The 21,963-nt window shown below is 67.0% G+C and carries 19 protein-coding genes and 1 riboswitch; of the genes, 14 read left to right on the forward strand and 5 right to left on the reverse strand.

Features of this window, described 5'->3' with window-relative positions; translation table 11 throughout:
- The first annotated feature begins 119 nt into the window (after positions 1 to 119).
- Positions 120 to 599: a Dps family protein gene (locus ACRB8A_RS03920; protein WP_050686569.1), complete on the forward strand. Its 480-nt coding sequence runs from the start codon at positions 120 to 122 to the stop codon at positions 597 to 599.
- A gap of 159 nt (positions 600 to 758) precedes the next feature.
- On the opposite strand, the gene ACRB8A_RS03925 is transcribed toward ACRB8A_RS03920, so the two are convergent.
- Positions 759 to 2,327 (reverse strand): MFS transporter, encoded by a 1,569-nt coding sequence (locus tag ACRB8A_RS03925; RefSeq protein ID WP_432245638.1) that lies wholly within the window; start codon positions 2,325 to 2,327, stop codon positions 759 to 761.
- An 85-nt stretch (positions 2,328 to 2,412) separates the two neighbouring features.
- Between ACRB8A_RS03925 and ACRB8A_RS03930 the strand changes: the two genes are divergently transcribed.
- The 5 genes from ACRB8A_RS03930 to ACRB8A_RS03950 all read left to right on the forward strand — a co-directional run bounded on the left by ACRB8A_RS03930 (position 2,413) and on the right by ACRB8A_RS03950 (position 9,408).
- Entirely contained in the window at positions 2,413 to 2,952 is a 540-nt protein-coding gene (locus tag ACRB8A_RS03930) for a TetR/AcrR family transcriptional regulator (RefSeq protein WP_050686573.1), read from the forward strand.
- 133 nt (positions 2,953 to 3,085) lie between these two features.
- Positions 3,086 to 3,185: riboswitch (glycine riboswitch) on the forward strand.
- A 177-nt stretch (positions 3,186 to 3,362) separates the two neighbouring features.
- Positions 3,363 to 6,221: an aminomethyl-transferring glycine dehydrogenase gene (gcvP, locus tag ACRB8A_RS03935; RefSeq protein ID WP_432245639.1), complete on the forward strand. Its 2,859-nt coding sequence runs from the start codon at positions 3,363 to 3,365 to the stop codon at positions 6,219 to 6,221.
- A gap of 10 nt (positions 6,222 to 6,231) precedes the next feature.
- Positions 6,232 to 7,380: a glycine cleavage system aminomethyltransferase GcvT gene (gene gcvT / locus ACRB8A_RS03940; protein WP_056596033.1), complete on the forward strand. Its 1,149-nt coding sequence runs from the start codon at positions 6,232 to 6,234 to the stop codon at positions 7,378 to 7,380.
- 102 nt (positions 7,381 to 7,482) lie between these two features.
- Positions 7,483 to 7,893: a glycine cleavage system protein GcvH gene (gene gcvH, locus ACRB8A_RS03945; protein WP_050686579.1), complete on the forward strand. Its 411-nt coding sequence runs from the start codon at positions 7,483 to 7,485 to the stop codon at positions 7,891 to 7,893.
- 117 nt (positions 7,894 to 8,010) lie between these two features.
- Positions 8,011 to 9,408 carry an L-serine ammonia-lyase gene (locus tag ACRB8A_RS03950; RefSeq protein ID WP_432245640.1) on the forward strand — a complete coding sequence of 466 codons (1,398 nt, stop codon included), beginning with the start codon at positions 8,011 to 8,013 and terminating at the stop codon, positions 9,406 to 9,408.
- Between the two features lie 6 nt (positions 9,409 to 9,414).
- On the opposite strand, the gene ACRB8A_RS03955 is transcribed toward ACRB8A_RS03950, so the two are convergent.
- Positions 9,415 to 9,960 carry a TspO/MBR family protein gene (locus tag ACRB8A_RS03955; RefSeq protein ID WP_050686583.1) on the reverse strand — a complete coding sequence of 182 codons (546 nt, stop codon included), beginning with the start codon at positions 9,958 to 9,960 and terminating at the stop codon, positions 9,415 to 9,417.
- A 167-nt stretch (positions 9,961 to 10,127) separates the two neighbouring features.
- Between ACRB8A_RS03955 and ACRB8A_RS03960 the strand changes: the two genes are divergently transcribed.
- The 3 genes from ACRB8A_RS03960 (at position 10,128) to ACRB8A_RS03970 (ending at position 14,192) form a co-directional block, all read left to right on the forward strand.
- Positions 10,128 to 11,201 carry a lipid II:glycine glycyltransferase FemX gene (locus ACRB8A_RS03960; protein ID WP_432245641.1) on the forward strand — a complete coding sequence of 358 codons (1,074 nt, stop codon included), beginning with the start codon at positions 10,128 to 10,130 and terminating at the stop codon, positions 11,199 to 11,201.
- A 103-nt stretch (positions 11,202 to 11,304) separates the two neighbouring features.
- Positions 11,305 to 12,657 carry a peptidoglycan bridge formation glycyltransferase FemA/FemB family protein gene (locus tag ACRB8A_RS03965; RefSeq protein WP_056596043.1) on the forward strand — a complete coding sequence of 451 codons (1,353 nt, stop codon included), beginning with the start codon at positions 11,305 to 11,307 and terminating at the stop codon, positions 12,655 to 12,657.
- 47 nt (positions 12,658 to 12,704) lie between these two features.
- Positions 12,705 to 14,192, forward strand: coding sequence for a threonine/serine ThrE exporter family protein (locus ACRB8A_RS03970; RefSeq protein ID WP_050686590.1), 1,488 nt, complete (start codon positions 12,705 to 12,707; stop codon positions 14,190 to 14,192).
- 25 nt (positions 14,193 to 14,217) lie between these two features.
- Here the strand turns inward: ACRB8A_RS03970 and ACRB8A_RS03975 are convergent, their stop codons facing one another.
- Together ACRB8A_RS03975 and ACRB8A_RS03980 are read right to left on the reverse strand one after the other, a co-directional pair.
- Complete coding sequence (locus ACRB8A_RS03975; protein WP_050686592.1) at positions 14,218 to 15,057, reverse strand: siderophore-interacting protein; 840 nt, start codon at positions 15,055 to 15,057, stop codon at positions 14,218 to 14,220.
- A 14-nt stretch (positions 15,058 to 15,071) separates the two neighbouring features.
- Positions 15,072 to 15,842 (reverse strand): uracil-DNA glycosylase, encoded by a 771-nt coding sequence (locus tag ACRB8A_RS03980; RefSeq protein WP_432245642.1) that lies wholly within the window; start codon positions 15,840 to 15,842, stop codon positions 15,072 to 15,074.
- Positions 15,843 to 15,989: 147 nt separating this feature from the next.
- Between ACRB8A_RS03980 and ACRB8A_RS03985 the strand changes: the two genes are divergently transcribed.
- From ACRB8A_RS03985 to groL, 5 genes are all read left to right on the forward strand, one after another.
- A complete protein-coding gene (locus tag ACRB8A_RS03985) occupies positions 15,990 to 16,319 on the forward strand; it encodes a DUF3263 domain-containing protein (RefSeq protein ID WP_050686595.1) in 330 nt (109 codons plus the stop codon).
- A gap of 48 nt (positions 16,320 to 16,367) precedes the next feature.
- Positions 16,368 to 17,003: a LytR C-terminal domain-containing protein gene (locus tag ACRB8A_RS03990; protein WP_050686597.1), complete on the forward strand. Its 636-nt coding sequence runs from the start codon at positions 16,368 to 16,370 to the stop codon at positions 17,001 to 17,003.
- A gap of 159 nt (positions 17,004 to 17,162) precedes the next feature.
- Positions 17,163 to 17,369: a cold-shock protein gene (locus ACRB8A_RS03995; RefSeq protein ID WP_056596050.1), complete on the forward strand. Its 207-nt coding sequence runs from the start codon at positions 17,163 to 17,165 to the stop codon at positions 17,367 to 17,369.
- A complete protein-coding gene (locus ACRB8A_RS04000) occupies positions 17,369 to 18,649 on the forward strand; it encodes an ABC transporter substrate-binding protein (protein WP_432245643.1) in 1,281 nt (426 codons plus the stop codon). The genes ACRB8A_RS03995 and ACRB8A_RS04000 overlap by 1 nt, the downstream gene beginning before the upstream one ends.
- 288 nt (positions 18,650 to 18,937) lie before the next feature.
- Complete coding sequence (gene groL, locus ACRB8A_RS04005; RefSeq protein WP_432245644.1) at positions 18,938 to 20,566, forward strand: chaperonin GroEL; 1,629 nt, start codon at positions 18,938 to 18,940, stop codon at positions 20,564 to 20,566.
- Between the two features lie 80 nt (positions 20,567 to 20,646).
- Here the strand turns inward: groL and ACRB8A_RS04010 are convergent, their stop codons facing one another.
- A complete protein-coding gene (locus tag ACRB8A_RS04010) occupies positions 20,647 to 21,954 on the reverse strand; it encodes an ABC transporter substrate-binding protein (protein ID WP_056596056.1) in 1,308 nt (435 codons plus the stop codon).
- Positions 21,955 to 21,963: the final 9 nt, after the last annotated feature.

Consider the following 21,963-nt stretch of genomic DNA (forward strand, 5'->3'; position numbering starts at 1 on the left):
CCCTGCTTGCCACGCTTCAGGGAAAATTAGTAAGCTCACTGAGAAATCCCGTCCGGGCCCGCGCTGAAGCGGCGGCAGGCTGGTAGCGTCGGGATTACTGGACCACTCGAGGAGGACGCATGAAAGCTTCACCGACACTGACCAACAACCTCCAGGCCGTCCTGGCGGACCTGATTGAACTGCACATCCAGGGCAAGCAGGCCCACTGGAACATCGTGGGAACGAACTTCCGCGACCTGCACCTGCAGCTGGACGAAATCGTCGACGCTGCCCGCCAGTTCGCTGACGACACGGCCGAACGTATGCGGGCCCTGCACGCCCTGCCGGACGGACGCAGCGCAACGGTGTCCGGATCCACCAGCCTGGCGCAGTTCCCGGAAGGCCTGATCAGTACCAAGGATGCAATCGAACGCATCGTGGCTGCGATGGAAGCTGCCGTAGGCACCATGCGCAAGGTCCATGACGAGGTGGACGAGGAGGATCCCACCAGCGCGGACCTCCTGCACGAGTTCATCGCCAGGCTCGAGCAGTTCGCCTGGATGGTGCAGGCGGAAAACATGAAGCCCACCGCCAGCGTCACCACCGCCGACGCCAAGTAGTTTCTGCAGCCTGTGGGCTGCCAACTACAGAGACGCCCGGCGTCGGAGCCTATGCTCCGGCGCCGGGCGTCTTTTGTCCTGGCGGGTTATATCAAGCCGGTGTCATCCCCGCGTGGTTTCCCCGGTCGGGCCGCCGTGACGGCGCCCGCAGTCCCGCCGCTACTTGCCGGCCCGCGGAACCTTCCGCAGCACGGTGCCGGCCAGAACCGCCGTCAATGCCATCAGCACCAAGGCGATGGTGGCTGTGATGTGCACGCCGGAGTCGAAGGCGGCGCGTGCCGTGGCAAGCAGTTCCCCGGCGGCCGGCGCCTGCAGGGTCGCTGCCAGCTCCACGGCGCCGGCCAGCGTCTCGCCGGCCTGGTGGGTGGCGCCCTGGGGCAGGGAACTGGCCACGCCCTCGGGCAGCACCAGGTTCCGCTGGTAGGAAGCCGTCAGGATGGAACCCAGCACGGCGGTGCCCAGCAGCGAGCCCACCTCGTAGCCCGTTTCGGAGATCGCCGCCGCGGCCCCTGATTTTGCGGCCGGGACGGAGCCAAGGATGAGGTCATTGGAAATGGTTTCCGCGGCCCCCACGCCCAGGGCCAGGACCAGCAGCGCCGCCAGCAGCAGTGCCGGTCCCGCGCTGTGGTCGCCGAACGCCACCAGTGCATAGCCGGCGGCGCTGAGGCTGAGGCCGCCGGCCACCACAAACCCGGGCCGGACCTTGCGGACCAGCGGGACCACCAGCAGGCCGGCCGCCACGGTGGCCAGGAGTGCCGGGATCATGGCCACGCCGGACGCCGAGGGTGACATGCCTTCAAGCAGTTGCAGGTGCTGGGCCAGGAAGAAGATGAAGCCGTTGAAGGAAAACAGGGCCAGCACGTTGGCGGTGATGGCCGTGCTGAAGACGCGGTCGGAGAACAGGCCCATATCCAGCAGCGGGGCGGCGAGGGTGCGCTGGCGCCGGACAAAAACCCAGCCCATGGCCAGGCCCAGGGCGATGATGGCCACGGCCTTGAGGCTGAAGCCGGCGGTGGCGATTTCCTTGATGCCGTAAACCACGGGGACCATCACCAGCATGGAGAGGACGATGCTGACGAGATCCACCCGTCCCGGCCGGGGATCCCTGGACTCCGGGATGAAGAACGGGCCAAGGGCCAGGAGTGGCAGCATGATGGGAACTGCCACCAGCAGCACGGCACCCCACCAGAAGTGTTCCACCAGCCAGCCGCCGAAAATCGGGCCAAGTGCGGCGCCGCCCGAGAAGCCTGCCGCCCAGATGGCTACGGCAAGCCGGCGCCTGTTCGGGTCCGGGAAGATGTTCCGGATCAGGGACAGGGTGGAGGGCATCAGCATGGCGCCGAAGAACCCCAGGCCGGCGCGGCCCGCGATGAGCCACTCCGCGGTGGGCGCAAAGGCCGTTGCGGCCGAGACGGCCGCAAAGCCGAGGCTGCCCGTCAGCAGCAGGCGCCGGCGCCCGATCCGGTCGCCCAGGCTGCCCATCGCCACCAGCAGTGCCGCGAGGACCAGTGGGTAGGCGTCCACGATCCACAGGAGCTGGACGCCGGTGGTCTGCAGGCTCCGCGCGATTTCAGGGAGCGCAAACGTCAGCGCGGTGTTGTCAACCGCCACCAGCAGGACCGGAAACATCAGCAGTCCCAGCGCCAACCAGTCGCGCCACGAACCGGCTGAGGTGGGCGTTGCGGCTTCCGCCGCCTGGTCCTTCCGCGTGGAGGCTGTTGTTATCATCCGCCAACTGTACCGTCCGGACGGTACAGTTACAAAATTTCTGCCAGTTGAGGGTTTCGCCGCAGCTTTGTGCATGATGGGAACCATGCCCCGAAAACCAGTCGCCCGTGATGCTGTCCTGGATGCCTTCGAAGCCCTGCTGATCGACGTGGGCGAACGCGCCGCCACCCTCGACGCCGTGGCCCGGCAGGCGGGGGTTTCCAAAGGCGGGCTCTTGTATCACTTTCCGAACAAGGAAGCGCTGATCAGCGCCCTGCTGGAGCGCCTCGACGCGCTCGCCGACGCGGATCTCGCCCGCATGGCGGCCGCCCCCGAAGGGGCAGCCGAATACTTCATCCGGACATCCCTCTTCTCCGACACCGCCATGGACCGGGCCTTTGTGGCCGCTACCCGTCTCGCGGAAGTGGCACATGCCGAAGCGCGGCGCCGGTTCGCGGGGATCCAGGGCCAGTGGCTGGACCTGCTGGCCGCCGACGTCGGGCCCGGCGTTGCGAAAGCCGTCCTGTACATGGGTGACGGACTCTACTTCAACGCCATGTGGGAAAGCGGCACCGAAGGCGTCAGTGAGCGCCAGCTGGCCGACGTCGAAAGCCTTATCCTCGCCGTGCGGAAACTCCGGGCCTGACTCCCCGGACGCGCACCCTTCCGCTGTGACCGGCGGGCTGGTTTGCGGCTGCGGCCCGGGCATAGGACAATAAAGGTCTGTGAGGGCTGTCACCCGGCCCGCACGGATGCTGAAAAACTAAATGAATTGCCTTTGATCTGCGGCGGGAGAGTCCTGCTGTCAAGGTACAAGCAGGCGCCGTAGGAGCAAATCCTCCCCAGGAATCTCACAGGCCCATGTACCGCCGCGGCGAGGCGCCTCTGGAAAGCAGCAGGCAGTCCATCTGTGCCCCGTTCCGGGATGCAGGACAGCCAGGCTCACCGACGGTGCAAGCGGGGCCAGCTTCGGCAGGCGGCGCGGAAACTCTCAGGTCCAATACAGAGCGGGGAGGAACCCGAATCGATGCGGCGCACCCTGCGCCGCCTAAGTTTATGGAGTTCCTTGTGACTGTCGCCCCGGCACCCGCCACTTTCGTTGACCGGCATATCGGCGTCCGCCGCGCTGCCGAAGTACAGGCCATGCTCAAGGCAGTTGGCCATGAGAGCGTGGATTCACTCGTTGATACCGCCGTCCCCAAAGGCATCCGGCAGGAAACGCCGCTGGAGCTGGCCCCGGCGGTGAGCGAGGTGGAGGTCCTGGCCGAGCTGCGCCGGATCGCCGCCAAAAACAAGACCGCCGTGCAGATGATCGGCCAGGGGTATTACGACACCGTGACTCCGCCCGTGATCCGCCGCAACATCCTTGAAGGCCCCGCCTGGTACACCGCGTACACGCCCTACCAGCCCGAAATTTCCCAAGGCCGGCTCGAAGCCCTGCTGAACTTCCAGACCATGGTCCAGGACCTGGTGGGCCTGCCCATCGCCAACGCCTCGCTGCTGGACGAAGCCACTGCCGTCGCCGAAGCCGTTCTGATGATGCGCCGCGCCAACAAGGACAAGGGCGCCAAGGACGGCATCACAGTGCTGGATGCCGACTGCCTGCCGCAGACCATCGCCGTGGTGAAGGGCCGCGCCGAGGCGCTGGGCTTCGAAGTCCGCGTCGCCGACCTCACCCACGGCCTGCCCGACGGCGCCATCAACGGCGTGGTCCTCCAGCAGCCCGGTGTTTCCGGCCGCGTTTTTGACCACTCCGCCGTCATCGCAGCAGCCAAGGAGCGGGGCGCCCTGGTCACGGTGGCCGCGGACCTGCTGGCCCTGACGCTGATCACGCCGCCGGGCGAGCAGGGTGCCGACATCGCCGTGGGAACCGCGCAGCGCTTCGGCGTCCCGCTCTTCTACGGCGGACCGCACGCCGCCTACATGGCCGTCCAGAAGGGCCTCGAGCGTTCCATGCCCGGCCGCCTGGTGGGCGTTTCCAAGGACGACGCCGGTGTCCCCGCCTACCGCCTGGCGCTGCAGACCCGCGAACAGCACATCCGCCGTGAGAAGGCCACGTCCAATATCTGCACCGCGCAGGCGCTGCTGGCCATTGTGGCGTCCATGTACGCCGTCTACCACGGCCCCGAAGGCCTTAAAGCCATCGCGGAAACCGTCCACGGACACGCGCGCACCCTGGCGGCATCCCTGCAGGGCGCCGGCCTTGAAGTGCTGCACGGCTCCTTCTTCGACACCGTCACCGTCCGGGTCCCCGGCAAGGCCGCCGAACTCGTGGCAGCGGCCGAGGACAAGGGCATCAACCTGCGCTCCATCGACGCCGATACCGTGGGTATCTCCGCGGACGAGACCACCAGTGCCGCGGTCATTGCCGACGTGGTGGGCATCTTCGGGGCCGGCATCTCCCGGTCCGTGGACGGCTTCTCGCTGCCCGCCGCCGTGGTCCGTTCCAGCGCGTTCCTGCAGCACCCGGTGTTCAGCACCCACCGCTCCGAGACGCAGCTGCTGCGTTACATCCGCAAGCTCTCCGACCGGGACCTGGCCCTGGACCGCACCATGATCCCCCTGGGCTCCTGCACCATGAAGCTGAACGCCACGGCGGAAATGGAAGCCATCTCCTGGCCCGAGTTCGCCTCGATCCACCCGTTCGCTCCCGATTCCCAGACCGAAGGCTGGCGGGAACTCATCGCCGACCTCGAAGGCCAGCTGACGGAGATCACCGGCTACGACCAGGTCTCCATCCAGCCGAACGCCGGCTCGCAGGGCGAACTTGCCGGGCTGCTGGCCATCCGCGGCTACCACCTGTCCCGCGGCGATGACCAGCGCACCATCTGCCTGATCCCGGCGTCGGCGCACGGCACCAACGCAGCCTCCGCCGTCCTGGCCGGCATGAAGGTGGTGGTGGTGGCCACCGCCGCCGACGGCACGATCGACCACGCGGACCTGTACGCCAAAATCGAGGCCCACAAGGACGCCCTCTCCGCCATCATGATCACCTACCCGTCCACGCACGGGGTGTACGACGCCGACGTCCGCGAGGTCTGCGACGCCGTCCACGCGGCCGGCGGCCAGGTCTACATCGACGGCGCCAACCTCAACGCCCTGGTGGGGCTGGCACAGCCCGGCCACTTCGGCGGCGACGTCTCGCACCTGAACCTGCACAAGACCTTCTGCATCCCGCACGGCGGCGGCGGACCCGGTGTGGGCCCCGTTGCTGCCAAAGCCCACCTGGCACCGTTTATGCCGGGCAACGCTGCCACCTGGACCGAAGGCAACGACGTTCCCATTTCCGCTTCAAAGTACGGCTCCGCCGGCGTGCTGCCCATTTCCTGGGCCTACGTCCGGCTGATGGGCGGCCAGGGACTCACCGACGCCACCAAATCCGCGCTGCTCGCCGCCAACTACATCGCCAAGCGGCTCAACGAACACTTCCCCGTCCTCTACACCGGCGAGGGTGGCCTGGTGGCCCATGAGTGCATCCTGGACCTCCGCGACCTCACGGCCAAGACCGGCGTCACGGCCGAGGATGTGGCCAAGCGCCTCATCGACTTCGGCTTCCACGCGCCCACGCTGTCCTTCCCGGTGGCCGGAACCCTGATGGTGGAGCCCACCGAGTCCGAGGACCTGGCCGAGATTGATCGGTTCATCGAGGCCATGGTCACCATCCGGCACGAAATCGACCAGGTGGCCCACGGCGATTTCGCCGTGGCCGACTCGCCGCTGCGGCGTGCACCCCACACGGCAGCTGCCGTCATCACCTCCGACTGGGACCGGCCCTACCCCCGCGAGCAGGCCGCGTTCCCCGTCCCGCACCTCCGGCAGGACAAGTACTTCCCGCCCGTGGGACGGGTGGACGGCGCCGCCGGTGACCGCAACCTGATCTGCTCCTGCCCGCCGCTCGAAGCGTTCGAAAACTAAGGACAGCACCGTGACCGAGAAATACACAGCACTGTACGACGCCCACAAAGCGCTCGGCGCTTCCTTCACGGACTTCGGCGGCTGGCAGATGCCGCTCAAGTACAGCTCCGAACTGGCCGAGCACCACGCGGTCCGGAACGGCGCCGGCCTGTTCGACCTGTCCCACATGGGCGAAGTGGAGATCACCGGCCCGGAGGCAGCCCAGTTCCTGGACTACGCCGTGGTGGGAAAGATTTCCGCAATGCCCGTGGGCAAGGCGAAATACTCGCTGATCTGCGCTGAAGACGGAGGCATCATCGATGACCTCATCATCTACCGCCGGCCCCAGGCAGCGGACGGTACCGACGTTTTCCTGGTGGTTCCCAACGCCGGCAACGCCGACGTGGTGGCCGCAGCCCTGGCCGAACGGGCCGAAGGCTTCGATGCGATCGTCAAGGACGCCTCCGCCGAAACCTCCCTGATCGCCGTACAGGGCCCCAAGGCGCAGGACATCCTGCTTCGCCTGGTCCCGGCGGCTCAGCACGAGGCCGTTACGGGCCTGAAGTACTACGCCGGCGTGGACGTGACGTTCCTGGTGGGCGGCGCCGGACTGGACCTGCTGCTGGCACGCACCGGTTACACCGGCGAGGACGGCTTCGAGATCTTTGTGGCCAACAGCGACGCCGCCGGCCTGTGGCAGGCTTTGATGGCGGTTGCCGAACCCGGCGAATTGACGCCGGCCGGGCTGGCCTGCCGGGACTCGCTCCGACTCGAAGCCGGGATGCCGCTGTACGGCAACGAACTCTCGCGGCAGGCGGATCCTTTCGCCGCCGGCCTGGGACCCGTCGTCGCGCTGTCCAAGGAAGGCGACTTCGTGGGGAAGGCTGCACTGGCCGCACGCAAGGAAGCCGGCGCCGGCAGCACCTCCGGCCGCCGCCTGGTGGGCCTGAAGGGCCTGGGCCGCCGCGCCGGCCGCGCCCACTACCCGGTCCTCAAGGACAGCGTGGTTGTTGGCGAGGTCACCTCCGGCCAGCCCTCACCCACCCTGGGCTTCCCCGTGGCGATGGCCTACGTGGACGTGGCGCACGCCGCCCCCGGAACCGCCCTGGACATCGACCTGCGCGGCAAGGCCGAACCGTTCGAAGTTGTGGCCCTGCCGTTCTACAAGCGCGGCAAGTAAGCCGCGGTCCGGGCGGCCGCGGCCGCCCGGACACCCACCCACTCCCGGGCCGGCTTTTCCCGAGGCCCTTCCACTTTCCGCACCAACCCTAAGGAACCCTGCATGGCAATCGTTGCCCCTGAACTTCAGTACTCCGACGAGCACGAGTGGGTGGCCCGCGAGGCCGGAAACCTGGTCTCCGTTGGCATTTCCGCCGTCGCCACGGACGCCCTGGGCGACATCGTGTACGTGGACCTGCCCGAGGTGGGCTCCACGGTCACGGCCGGCGAAACCTGTGGCGAGGTGGAATCCACCAAGTCCGTCTCCGACCTGTACGCGCCCGTCACCGGTGAGGTCACCGAAACCAACCCCGCCGTGGTGGATGACCCCGCCCTGATCAACAGCGATCCCTACGGCGCCGGCTGGCTTTTTAAGGTCGCAGCGGACCACGACGGTCCGCTGCTGTCCGCCCAGGAATACGCCTCCAAAAACGGCGGCGACCTGGGTGGCCCCGCCGTGGCCGCCGGTTCCTAGCCAACCGCAGCAACCGAAGCACCTGCAGCCCGGACACCCAGGCTGCCTGCGGGGGCCGGCCGGACATCCGGAACCGGCCCCCCGCCCCATCCCCGTCACCCAGTAAGGACCCACCTCATGGCCGTTGGAGTTTTTGATCTCTTTTCCGTGGGGATCGGGCCGTCAAGCTCGCACACCGTGGGTCCCATGCGGGCCGCGGCCGTATTCGCCGAGGAACTGAAAGCCTCCGGGGACCTGGGACAGGTGGCCTCGCTGCGCGTGGACCTGTACGGCTCCCTGGCCGCCACGGGCCACGGGCACGGCACCATGACCGCGATCCTGCTGGGCCTTGAGGGCTACCACCCCGAGCAGATCCTGCCCGAAGAGGTGGAGGAACGCCTGGCCGGCATTGCCGCGACGGGGACGCTGCAGCTGGCCGGCGCCGTGCCGCTGCCGTACGGTGTTGCGGACATGGTGCTCCGGCCGCTCACCATTTTGCCCCGGCACACCAACGGCCTCACGTTCACCGTTTCCGACGCCGGCGGGAACGTCCTGCACCAGGCCACCTTCTTCTCCGTAGGCGGCGGCTTTATTGTCCGGGAGGGCGAGGAAACCGCGGCGCAGCAGGAACTGGACGCCTCCAAGGAGGAACTGCCGCTGCCCTTCCGCACCGCTGCCGAACTGCTGGCGTGGTGCCAGGCCAAGGGGCTGTCCATCGGCGAGATCATGCTGGTGAACGAGGAAGCGTCCCGGACGGAACAGGAAATCCGCGACGGGCTGCTGCACATCCACGCCGTGATGGAAACCTGCGTGGAGACCAGCCTCAAGCGAGAAGGGCTGCTGCCCGGCGGGTTGAAGGTCCGGCGCCGTGCTCCCGGCTGGCACGCGCGGCTGATGAAGGAAGACAAGGACCGGGACCCCAAGTACTGGCAGGAATGGGTGAACCTGGTGGCCCTGGCGGTCAACGAGGAAAATGCCTCTGGCGGCCGGGTGGTGACGGCGCCCACCAACGGTGCCGCCGGAATCATCCCGGCCGTGCTGCACTACGCCCTGCACTTCGCGCCCGGGATGGACAAGGCGACGCAGGAGGACCGCGACGACGTTGTGGTCAAGTTCCTGCTCACGGCCGGGGCCATCGGGGTGCTGTACAAGGAGCAGGCCTCCATTTCCGGCGCCGAGGTGGGGTGCCAGGGCGAGGTCGGATCGGCGTCGTCCATGGCCGCCGCAGGCCTGGCCGAGGTGATGGGCGGAACCCCCGCGCAGGTGGAAAACGCCGCCGAAATCGCCATGGAACACAACTTGGGCCTGACTTGCGATCCCATCGGCGGGCTGGTGCAGGTGCCCTGCATTGAACGGAACGCCATCGCTGCGGCGAAGGCCATAAACGCCGCCAAAATGGCGCTGTGGGGTGACGGCTCGCACCGGGTGTCCCTGGACGAAGTCATCATCACCATGCGTGAGACCGGCAAGGACATGAGCTCAAAGTACAAGGAGACCGCCATGGGCGGGCTCGCCGTCAACGTGGTGGAGTGCTGAACGGCCCTAGTTGTTGAGCGCGGCCCACAGATTCAGGGTTGACGCGTAGCCAACCCAGGCGAGGTAGGGGAGCAGCAGCACGCCAGCCAGCCGGCTCACCGGGAAGGCCTTCCGGATCAGGAGGACCAGGACGACGGCGAGGGCTGCGATGTCCACGAACCCCAACCAGAGTGCCGGGGCACCGAAGGCCGGGTACAGGGCGAAGAACAGGGGCGTCCAGCAAAGGTTGAGTACCAGCTGGACCCAGTACAGCTTCAGGAAATTCCTGCTGGCCGGGCCGCCCTTGCGCCACACCAGCCAGGCGGCCACCGCCATCAGGATGTAAAGCACGGTCCAGACCGGCCCGAACACCCAGTTGGGCGGGGTCCACGGGGCTTTGCTGGCCGTGCTGTACCAGCCGTCCACGTTGCTGGTGGACGCCAGGCCGCCCAGGAAAGCCACCACGAACGACGCCGCCAGCAACCCGGCCAGGACCGCGGCCTGGACGCCTGCGCTACGCTGCGCCGGCCTGTCAGCCGGCAGTGACTCGGTCCGTTCCCCATTGGTCTGCATACGTTCCACCCTTCCGAACCGGTGCGGCCCCGTCAAGGCGGCAGCCAGTTGGTGGCAGGTGGCGGGCAATGCCGGTGCCCCCGCAGGCTTTAGACTTGATGCTGCATGTCCGCACGCACGCCACGAGACAGAACCGCGCACAGACCCTGAGATTGGACACGGCCCCCTTGCGAGAATTCACCGCACGATTCGCCACCGCCGAGGAAATTGAAAACTGGGACAAGTACGTCACGGCCAACCCTGACGGCGGCAACATGCTGCAGTCGGCGGCCTACGCTTCGGTTAAGAACGGCAGCGGCTGGAAGGTCCTGTTCCTGGTGCTGGAATCGGCCGGGACCGCCAGTTACAACCTGGTGCTGGAAAAGCGCTTCCCCCTGCTGGGTGGCCTCTGGTATCTGATCAAAGGCCCCGGACTTGGCGGGGCCGCCGAGCTTCCCGCAGCGCTGAAAGCCTGTGCGGCGCTGGTGCGTACCCAAAAGCTCAACGTCTTCACCATCAAGGTGGAGCCGGACATCCTTGCCACCGATGACGCCCAGGCGCACCTGGGCGCCGCCGGACTGGTCAAGGCGCCCAACATCCAATCGAATGACTCCACCGCCCTGCTGGACATCTCCGCGGACAGCGAGACGGTCCTCAAGGCCATCACCTCCCGGGCCCGCAATGCTGTCCGCCGGGCGGAGCGGGAAGGCTGCGAAGTACTGCGCCGCGAAGCCGGTCCGGAGACGTACCGCGCCCTCTACGACCTCATGGCCGACACCGTGAAGGCGAAGGGGTCCATGCCGCTGCGCAGCTACGACTATTACACCCGGTTCTGGGACGAGTTCTGCAGCCGCGGGCAGGGCAGTTTCTTCTTCGCCTATGAGGGCGGCAAACCCAGTGTGGGGGCCTTTGTCATCAACTACGGCGCCAAGGCCACGTACAAGGACGGCGGATCCCTGCAGGACCGCAAGCAGTACGGCGACTCGCACCTGGTCCAGTGGACGGCCATCCGCCACATGCAGGACCTGGGCTGCACGGAGTACGACTTCTGCGGTACCCCGCCCGCAGCGCGCATCAAGGACAAGACCCACAACCTCCACGGCATGGGAATGTTCAAAACCAGCTTCACCAAATCGGTCACCGATTTTGTGGGCTGCCACGACTACATCCTGTCTCCGCTGAAGCACCGGCTATGGGTGCGCGGTGGCGAAAAAGTGTTCCGCCGCCTCGAGACCGCCCGCACCGGCCAACAGTTCTACTGACGAGCAGTCCTACTGACCAGCCCCGGCACCTGCCAGGTCCCGGGACACCGTCCTGCACGTCCCGCACGCCAGGACAGCGAAACGCACCGAAGAAGGTAATCCCGTGAACGCACAGCACACCACCGACCTTGAGTTCGCCCTCCTCAGCGACGACGAGTTCGAGGCCTTCGCGCTGGCCCACCCCCAGAACAGCTTCCTCCAGTCCGTGGACTTCGCCCGCTTCCAGCGCGCCCGCGGCCAGCAGGTGGAACTGTTCGGCGCCCGCCGGAACGGCGAACTCGTCGCTGCCGGAAAGCTCAACACCACCACCACCCGGTTGGGCTACACCGTCCTGGAATGCGCCAAGGGACCCCTGTTTGACTACACCGACCCCGACTTGCTGCCCGCCGTCGTCGGGCTCCTCCGCCAACGCGCCACCGAACGCAAGGCAGCGGAACTGCGCATCTCACCGAACCTGAAATACGTGGCCCGCGACGAGGACGGCGCGGAGCATCCTGAGGTCCTGGACAACCGGCCGCTGCTGGCCCGCCTGGGCAGGCTCGGCTTCGCGCACCAGGGACTGGAGATGAACTTCGTCAACGTGAACTGGATGTTCGTCAAGGACCTTACCGCCGCGGCCGACGCCGAGGAACTGATCATGGGCACCAGTTACCGGACCCGGAAAGCCATCCGCAAGGCGGAAAAGAACGGCGTCTTCCTGGAGCAGGCCACGCTGGAGACCCTGGACGACTTCTACGGCGCGCTAAGCACCGCGGGCGATGGCAAGGGCTTCGTTTACCGCGAACGCGCGTATTACGAAAACCTGCTCCGCACCACGAACCCTGAGTTCACCAAACTCATGATGGCCAAAATCGACATCCCGGCGTACCGCAAATCCATCACGGAACGCCTCGCCGCCGAATCGGCCACCGCCGATGGCCTCCGTCGTGAAGTGGAGGAGACCGGCAGCAAAAAGAAGGCCAACCGGCTCAAAGTGGTCCAGGACCTTGTGGACAGCTACGAACGCAGCCTCAAGGACATTGAACGCTTCCCGGACTCCGTGGGCGTTGCCACCGTGGCCGCGATCCACTTCATCTGCTACGCGGACGAGGTGGTGTGCGTGATCGGCGGCACCGTCCAGGACTACATCTACTTCAACGGCGCCACGTCCCTGTACTGGGGCATGATGCTGCACGCTTTGGAGAAGGGGTATCCGCGGTACAACTTCTATGGCACGTTCGGCATTTCCGGGGAAGACCAGGAAGGCCACGGCGGTTATGAATTCAAGAAGGGCTTCGGCGGCGAAGTGGTCCAGCTGGTAGGCGACTTTGTCCTTCCGGTCCGGCCGGCGGTGTTCCATGCCAACCGGCTGGCCCGGCAGGCCGCGACCACCGGGCGTACGGCAGCAGCCGCCGCCCGAAAAGCCGCGGCCACCGCCCGCACGCTTGTGGCCCGCCTACCGCTGCGCCGCTCCTGACACACCAGATACCGAACACCGAACACCGCAACCGGGAGGAGGGGACCATGACCGACCGGCCAGGACACCCCGGCGCACGGCCGCACACTGACGGCCTGCCCAAGACTCAAGCGTTGACCGCTGCCCAGCTGCGGCAGGACGCCGCCGCCAAACGGATGCTGCGGCGCCTGGTGCAGGGCGAGAACCCGCCCACCGCGCCGCTGAGCATCGTGGACAGGCTGGCGGGCAGCCCCTACGCCAACCCCACCATCCAGGTGGGTGGTGTTGACACCTCCGCCCGCAAAACACTGGACTTCGCCCTGCACCTGGCCGAAACCATGTTCCGGTACGGCGCAGGAGCCCTCGAAGTGGAAACCAGCATCATCGCCGTCACGGCGGCGCTGGGCCTGAAAAACATTGAAGTGGACATCACCAACCAGTCGGTGGGCATCAACTACGCGCCCAAGGACCAGACCCCCATCGCACTGCTGCGCGTGGTGCGGTCCTGGACCAACAACTACGCCGGCCTGGCCAGGGTCCATCAGCTGGTAACGGACATCGTGGCCGGGGGAGTGGGCCGCGACGAGGCCATCCGGCGGCTGAACGGGATCATCACCAACCCCAAACCGTTCCCGCGCTGGATGGTCACCACGGCATTCGGCGTGTTTGCCGCCGTCTTTGTTGGTGTGCTGGGCGGGGGACCGGTCTCGTCCGCCATCGCGTTTGTGGCCAACATCGCCATCAGCCTGCTCGCCCGCCAGCTGGGGCGGTGGCGCGTCCCGGACTTCTTCATCACCGCCAGCAGCTCGTTTGTGGTGACAATGCTGGCCCTGACCCTGTGGCAATTCGGCCTGACCACCTCACCGGCCATCGTGGTGGTGGGCGGGATCCTGCTGCTCCTGCCTACAGGCAGGCTGGTTTCGTCGGTGCAGGATGCCATCAACGGCTTCCCGGTCACAGCCGCCGGGCGGTTCCTGTCCACCCTCCTGACCTTCAGTGCCATTGTGGCCGGCATAGCCGTGGCCTTTGTGGTGGGGGAGCTGACCGGGATGCAGCGGATCGACGTCACGCAGACCTTCCCCCCGGCCTACGACCTGTGGGTCCTGGTCCTTTTTGTGGCCGTGGCCGTCATCGCCATCGGCATTACGGAGCAGACCAGCTGGCAATTGCTGCTGCCCACCGCCGCGGTGGGTGTGGCCGGGTACCTGGTGCTGCTGGGCAGCGACCAGCTGGGTATCGGCGACAGGTTCTCACCCGCGCTCGCCGCAGTGGTCATCGGACTGCTGGCCCGGGTGGTGGCCCTGCGGCTGGGGGCGCCCCAGCTGGTGGTGGCCGTACCCGCGGCCCTGATCCTGCTGCCAGGGCTGACCATCTTCCGGTCCATGTACGTCCTCACCGTGGAGGAAACCCAGGTCCTGCTGGGCGCCGGCGGCATGCTCAGCGCCGGTGCGATCGTGCTGGGGACCGCCGGGGGCATCGTCCTGGGCGACACGCTGGCCCGGCCGCTGACCCGCAGCCTGGCCAGCAACGAACGGCGCCGCGCCCGGCGGCGCTGACAGGACCGCCCGGCGGTGCTGCAAGTCAGATCTGGCCAACGGGCAGTTTCTTTTCCGCCTGGAATTCGTCTTCCACCCGGCCCCGGGCCCAGTAGCCGGACAGCGACACCTGCCGGCGTTCCAGGCCACGTTGGACAAAAAAGATTTCCCGCAGGGCCTTCATGGCACCCCGCTCGCCGTGGGCGAAGACGTCAACGGTGCCGGCAGGCCACTGCGCCCCGGCAACCGCCGCGACCAGGAGGCCCTGGTCGCCGGCGGCTGCGCCGTTGCGGGCCAGCCAGGCCACCGTAACGCCGGCCGGCGCGGCGATGGGCTGGATTCCGGCGTCGGACTCCACCTCAAGGAAGGCCAGGCCCACGGCGTCAGCCGGCAGGGACTCAATGCTCGCGGCAATGGCCGGCAGGGCCGCCTCATCGCCGGCAAACAGGTACCAGTCGGCCTCCGGGTCCGGGTTGTACGCGCCGCCCGGGCCCGTGAACGTGAGGGTGTCCCCTGGTTCGGCCGTAGCGGCCCAGGGCCCGGCCAGGCCCTCGTCCCCGTGCACCACGAAGTCGATAGCCAGTTCACGTGCCGCCGGGTCCACCCAGCGGAGGGTGTACGTCCGCGTGAAGGGCCACTGTTCGCGCGGCATGGTTTCCCGGATGGTCCACAGGTCCAAGGGCGCGGGGTAGGCAACGCCCGGCTGGGGGAACGCGATCTTGACGTAGCGGTCCACAAACCCGTTGTTCACAAAATCCGCGAACCCGTCCCCGCCGGCGACGATCCGCACCATGTGCGGGGACAGTTGCTCCCGTCGCACCACCTCCAGGGTGATCTGCGGACGGCTTTTTTTGGTGGCGCTGGTGGCAGCGGGAACGGTGCTCATAAGGCAAGCCTAAGCTAGGGCGCCGGCGGGAGCTCCCAGGTTACGCCCGGAGCGCCCTGCTCCTGCAGCAGCCGGTTCACGGCACTGAACGGCCGGGAACCGAAAAACCCGCGGGACGCGGAGAGTGGGCTGGGGTGGGCGCTGGCGACCACGGGTGTGCCGCCCAGGAGCGGCCGGATCCCCTCCGCGTCCTTGCCCCACAGCACCGCGACCAACGGCGTCGGCGTCCCGTCCGCTGCGGTGCGCCCCGCCACTGCGGTGACGGCCGCCGTCGTGACCGCCTCCCAGCCTTTGCCCCGGTGCGACCCTGCAGTCCCGGCCCGCACGGACAGGACCCGGTTCAGGAGCAGGACGCCCTGGCCCGCCCAGGCTGCCAGGTCGCCGTGGACCCGCGGCGGAAGGCCCAGGTCGGCCTCCAGCTCACGGTAGATGTTGGCCAGGCTTCGGGGGATGGGACGGGTGCGGCGGTCCACCGCGAAGGACAACCCCACAGCGTGCCCGGGCGTTGGATACGGGTCCTGGCCCATGATGAGGACCCTGACGTCCGCCAACGGTTGGCGGAAGGCGCGCAGGATGTTCGACGGCGCCGGCAGGACCGGGTGCCCGGCCCCGGCTTCGGCGGCAAGGAAGCGCAGGACGCTCCGGAGTTCGTCCTCCACCCCGGCCAGTGCCGCCGCCCAGTCCGGTGCCATCAGCCCGGGCAGGGGGCGATCCACCAGGGCGGCAAAGCCGCCGGCATCCGCGGGCTCCGGGTCCAGGTCGAAAAGTGCGTCGGTTTCAGCCACCGTCCCATTGTGGCAGGACCGCCCGCTATGTTGTGGCCCGGGCGGGCCCTTCACGGCTCCGGACCATCCACCGGAGCAAATGACAAGCCTGTTATTCGTCCGTACCATGGGGGTGGACATTGACTGCAACCAGCGAAGGAGTGCGCCGTGGCGGAACCAGCACACGAACACGTGCCTGCGCAGGAGCCGCGGACCTCTCCACTGGCGGATTTCACGCTCCGGGACTCGCCCCTGGGCGAGCGTGAACAGCGGATGCTGGCCCTGGAACGGCAGTGGTGGAAGTACGCCGGGGCCAAGGAACAGGCCATCCGGGAACTGTTTGACCTCTCCGCCACCCACTACTACCAGCTGCTCAACGCCCTGATCGACAGCGAGGATGCGCTGGCGCACGATCCCATGCTGGTGAAGAGATTGCGTAGACTACGTACGTCCCGTCACCGCGCCCGTACCGCGCGGCGCCTGGGGTCCGACGCATAGTCGCCCCCGCCAGGACGCCAGCAGCGACCAGCAAGGATGTCATTTCCCATGACCAAATACGCCCGCGACGAATTCGACAAGGTTCCCCAGACCGCGTCCCGCCAAGGTGTCCACCGAACGGCAACGGCCCCGTCCCGGACGCGGTTGTGGCCCATTTTGGCCGTGGGAATCGCCGCGTTGGCCATCGGACTGGTGTCCTTCCTGGTCCTCCCCAAACTCGGTTTCACCGGTCCCGGCAGCCAGGCAGGCACCAGCCAGGAAGCGCCGCTTGCAGGGACTGACGCTCCGTCGGCCGTAGCACCCGGGGACACCACCTCGCCGTCCGCGGAACCCGCTCCGGCCAGCACCGGGGGACCCGCCGCCGGTGCATCGCAGGAGCCCAGCGCCCCGGCAACCACCGCAGCGGCCGCTGACAAGACCCAGCCCGTGGCCGTCTATAACGCCGCCGGTATCGCAGGGCTGGCCACCAGTGTTGGCGCCACCGTGCAGTCCGATGGCTGGCAGCTGGGCCAGGTTGGCAACTGGGCCGGTGCCCCGCAGCAGGGCTCCGTCATCTTCTATGCAGGAGCCGAGCAGCAGGCCAATGCGCAGGCGCTCGCAGTCCTCCTGGACATCCCCACAGTGGTGAGCAGCACCGAATTCCAGGTGCCGCTGGTGGTTGTGGTGGGCCCCGGTTTCCAGTAACGCCCGTCCGGTCACGCCCGAATAACTATTCCCGGCAGCCCCGACCGGCGCCAGCGGCAGCGGCCGGACATTGGCTAGAGTGACATTTCAGGCTTGGTCCGGATCCGGTGCCCTACGCGGCGCCGCTGACGGGCCCAATGGAAAAATGGGTGGGTCAGCATGGCACAGGGAACCGTCAAGTGGTTCAACGCGGAGAAGGGCTACGGCTTCATCACCGTGGACGGGTCCGGCGATGACGTCTTTGTCCACTGGTCCGCCATCCAGGGGGAAGGCTACCGGGCCCTGGACGAAGGCCAGCGCGTGGAACTCGACGTGGGCGAAGGCGAAAAGGGCCCGCAGGCCGATAACGTCCGGCCCGCAGGGTGATGGGCATTCCCGCGACCCGCCGTTTTCCGCTGACCCTGGCGCTGATGGTGGGCGCCTCCATGGCGTTGGCATCATGCTCCGGGATGACCGGCAACGCCCGCACCGATGGGGCCGCCACGGCCGCTGCTTCCGGTGACGGCGTCCTGCGGGTGGGCCTTATCCTGGACAACACCGGCGACGGAAGCTACCTCAACGATTCCCAGCAGGCCGCGGCCAGGCTGGCAGTCAAGGAAATCAACGCCGCCGGCGGGCTCAAGGCCCGGCAGGTGGAACTCCTGCCTGCCACGGCGGGGCAGGACACGGCAGCCCAGGCCCACCGGCTGGTGGAATCCGAAGCGGACGTGGTCATCGGGCCTACCGATTCGAGCCATGCCGCCGAAGCCATCGATGTGCTCTCCCGTGCACGCACGCCACTCATCTCGCCCGCCAACACGGCTGCAGGCCTCACCGCCATCGACAGCGGCGGTTATTACTTCCGCACCGCGGCCGCGGACGTTGCCCAGGGCCCGCTGCTCGCCAAACTCGCCGGGGACGGCGGCGCCACCACAGTTTCGGTGCTGTACCAGGACAGCGCCTACGGCAAGGACGTGGCCACTGCCGCTGCGGAAGCGGCCCGCCAGGCCGGCCTGGACGTGGTGGCCAACACCGCGTTCAAACCCGGAGAGGCACGCAGTGCGGCGGCAGCAGCCGGCGCCGCGGCCCCGGGAGCCGTAATCCTCATCGCACGTGACGGCGCGGAAGGGGCCCTGCAGGAACTGGCCAAGGCGGGGGTTCCCGGCACGCGCCTCATCCTCAGCGACGGCGCCTTCGCCAGGTACGGTTCCGCGCTGGCCCCCAAAGCACTGACCGGGGCCCGCGCCCTGGTCCCCGGCAAGCTGCCCACGCCCGCCTTCCAGGCCAGGCTGCTGGCAGTGGCGCCGGACCTCAAAGACGTCTCCTTCGCCGCCGAAACCTTCGACGCCGTCACCCTGGCCGTGCTGGCTGCAGCCAAGGCGGACGACGACTCCGGCGCATCCATCGCCGCCAACCTGATCGCCGTCTCCGGCGGAACAACCGAGGCAACCGCGACGGCTCCGGCGGTGACGCCTTGCCTTTCCTACGCGGATTGCCTTCCGGCAGCGGGTTCGGGCCCGGGGATCAATTACAACGGCGAGTCAGGGCCGGTTGCCTTCGACGCCAACGGGGACATCACCGCTGCCACCTACAGCGTGTTCAGGTACGGCGACGACAACGTGCCGGCAGCCTCAGGCACCGAGACGGCGGGCCGGGCCGGGAGCTAAGGCACCGTCCCACGCCTCTTTGCGCAGAGCGGAACAGGGCTTCATTCGCTTGCACTCACACGTGGAGAGTGCTAATTATTGAGTTAGCACTCTGACGTATCGACTGCTAAGCGATGTCCGGTTCCGGCCGGCAGCGCCTGGCGCCGGATTCGGAGCGAGAGAAACACCTTCCTGAAGTGAGACCCGGACCCGGGGGCATACAGAGGCCACCGGCGAAAGGTCGTCCGTCGCGGGCACCGCAGCGAAGGTTCATTCTTAACGTCTGTCCCCGAAAGGACTACTGCCGTTATGGCCAAGATCATTGCATTTGATGAAGAGGCACGCCGCGGCCTTGAGCGGGGCCTGAACATCCTCGCCGACGCCGTTAAGGTCACCCTCGGCCCGCGTGGACGCAACGTCGTCCTCGAAAAGAAGTGGGGCGCCCCCACGATCACCAACGATGGTGTTTCCATCGCCAAGGAGATCGAGCTGGACGATCCTTACGAGAAGATCGGCGCAGAGCTGGTCAAGGAAGTTGCCAAGAAGACGGACGACGTCGCTGGCGACGGTACCACCACCGCCACCGTGCTGGCACAGGCACTGGTCAAGGAAGGCCTGCGCAACGTTGCCGCCGGCGCCGACCCGCTCTCCCTCAAGCGCGGCATCGAGAAGGCAGTCGAGGCAGTTACTGCCGAGCTGCTGAACTCCGCCAAGGAAATCGAAACCAAGGAAGAAATCGCTGCCACGGCATCGATCTCTGCCGGTGACGACGAAATCGGTGCGCTGATTGCCGAAGCCCTGGACAAGGTGGGCAAGGAAGGCGTCATCACGGTCGAGGAATCCAACACCTTCGGCCTGGAACTCGAGCTCACCGAAGGCATGCGCTTCGACAAGGGCTACATTTCCGCGTACTTCGTCACTGACGCAGAGCGCCAGGAAACGGTCCTCGAGGACCCGTACATCCTGATCGTCAACTCCAAGATCTCCAACGTCAAGGAACTGGTTGCTGTCCTCGAAAAGGTCATGCAGTCCAACAAGTCGCTGCTGATCATCGCCGAGGACATCGAAGGCGAGGCCCTGGCCACGCTGATCGTGAACAAGATCCGCGGCACCTTCAAGTCAGTCGCCGTCAAGGCTCCGGGCTTCGGCGACCGCCGCAAGGCCCAGCTGGCCGACATCGCCGTCCTCACCGGCGGCCAGGTCATCTCCGAAGAGGTTGGCCTCAAGCTCGAAACTGCAGGCCTTGAACTCCTGGGCCAGGCACGCAAGGTTGTTGTCACCAAGGACGAGACCACCATCGTTGAGGGTGCAGGCGACGCCGACCAGATTGCCGGCCGCGTTGCCCAGATCCGTTCCGAGATCGAAAACTCCGATTCGGACTACGACCGCGAGAAGCTGCAGGAACGCCTGGCCAAGCTGGCCGGCGGCGTTGCAGTCATCAAGGCCGGTGCCGCTACCGAAGTTGAGCTCAAGGAGCGCAAGCACCGCATCGAAGATGCCGTGCGTAACGCCAAGGCAGCCGTTGAAGAAGGCATCGTCGCCGGTGGCGGCGTCGCCCTCATCCAGGCCGGCGCCAAGGCGTTCGCCAACCTGCAGCTCTCCGGCGACGAAGCAACGGGCGCCAACATCGTCCGCGTTGCCATCGACGCCCCGCTGAAGCAGATCGCCTTCAACGCCGGCCTCGAGCCGGGCGTTGTAGTCGACAAGGTCCGTGGCCTGCCCGCAGGCCACGGCCTGAACGCAGCCACCGGCGAATACGTCGACCTGCTGGCAGCCGGCATCAACGACCCCGTCAAGGTGACCCGCTCTGCACTGCAGAACGCGGCCTCCATCGCCGGTCTGTTCCTCACCACCGAGGCAGTTGTTGCTGACAAGCCCGAGAAGAACCCCGCCCCCGCAGGCGGCGGCGACGACATGGGCGGCATGGGCGGCTTCTAGCCACCCCTTCGCCGGGACCAGTCCCGCCGTACACCAAAGCGGCCCCCTCCTCGGAGGGGGCCGCTTTTGTGTGTGGACTTTTACTTACGTGCGCTGGAAAGCATTTCGTCAACTTCCTTCCGGAAGCCTTCGGCTGCAGCTGACGGGCTAAGCCGGTCATACAGCACCTCGTCAGTGAAGCGCTTGATGACGTTCTGGACGCTGCCGGCGCCGACGGGCGGAACGGCGGGCGCGGCTTTGATGTCCGGGGAGATGTCCTTCAGGAAGGACACCACCGTGGTATCGGCCGGCTTCAGGTCCGGGGTGATGGCCTGGACGATGTCCGTGTTGGTGGGCACGCCGCGGTCCGTCATCAGGATCTTGCCGGCTTCAGGGTTGTTGGTCAGGTAATTGATGAACGTCGCGGCCTCGGCCGGGTGCTTGGATCGGGACGACGCGGACCAGAACATGGTGGGCTTGTAGTACATGCCATTGTCCGCCGAGGAGCCGTCCGTGCTGGGGGCCCGGAGCATCTTGATGCTGCCCCCGGTAGTGGCTTCAAGGGAACCCAGCTGGTTGGTCCACCACCAGGCCATGCCTACGCGGTTGGTGCCGAAGAGGCTTTCCTCCAGGCCGGCCCCTGAGTCCTCCGTCGCCACCGTGGCCGGTGGGCTGGCCTTCGAATCGCGCTGTTCCTTCAGCCGTTCCCAGAAGGAGGCGGCGGTTGCGGTGTCGAAGTCCAGCTTTCCATCAGCGGAATACAGGGCTTCGCCGTGCTGCCGGAGCCAAATGATCAGGTCCGCCTCGTTGCTGCCGTAGGCGGCGCCATAGGTCTTGCCGTCGCCGGACGCGCTGATTTTCGCTGCCGTGTCCATAAAGTCGTCCCAGGTCCAGGTGGCGTCATCGGGGATCGGGACGTTGGCGGCTTCGAAGACCTTGGTGTTGGCCATGATCACGTAGGCGTTCTGGCCGGTGCTGAGCCCGTATTGCGACCCGTCGTACTGGCCGGAGGCCAGGGCTTCCTTGTCCAGTTTTCCGGTGTCGATGCCGTCCTGCTTGGCGAGGTCCAGGAGGGCGCCGCGGCCGCCGTACTCTGCGATGTACTTCTGGTCCATCTGGATGACGTCAGGGGCATCGTTGGCGGCCGTCTTGGTAGCCAGCTTGTCCCAGTAGCCGCCCCATTCGCCGGGTTCGGATTCGATGTTGATGTTCGGGTGTTCGGCTTCGAAAGCGGCGATGACCTTTTCGGTCTGGGCGTTCAGGTACTCGTTGCCCCACCAGGCAAAGCGCAAGGTCACTTCGTCGCTGTTGGAGCTTCCGGCGGCACCGCAGCCGGTTGCAAGGATGGAGAAGGCCACGGCGGCTGCGCCGAGCCGGAAGCGCCTGCCGAGGCTGGTAGGGATCGTCATTGATGAACC

This window comes from Arthrobacter sp. G.S.26, from assembly GCF_050847375.1.
GTDB lineage: Bacteria > Actinomycetota > Actinomycetes > Actinomycetales > Micrococcaceae > Arthrobacter.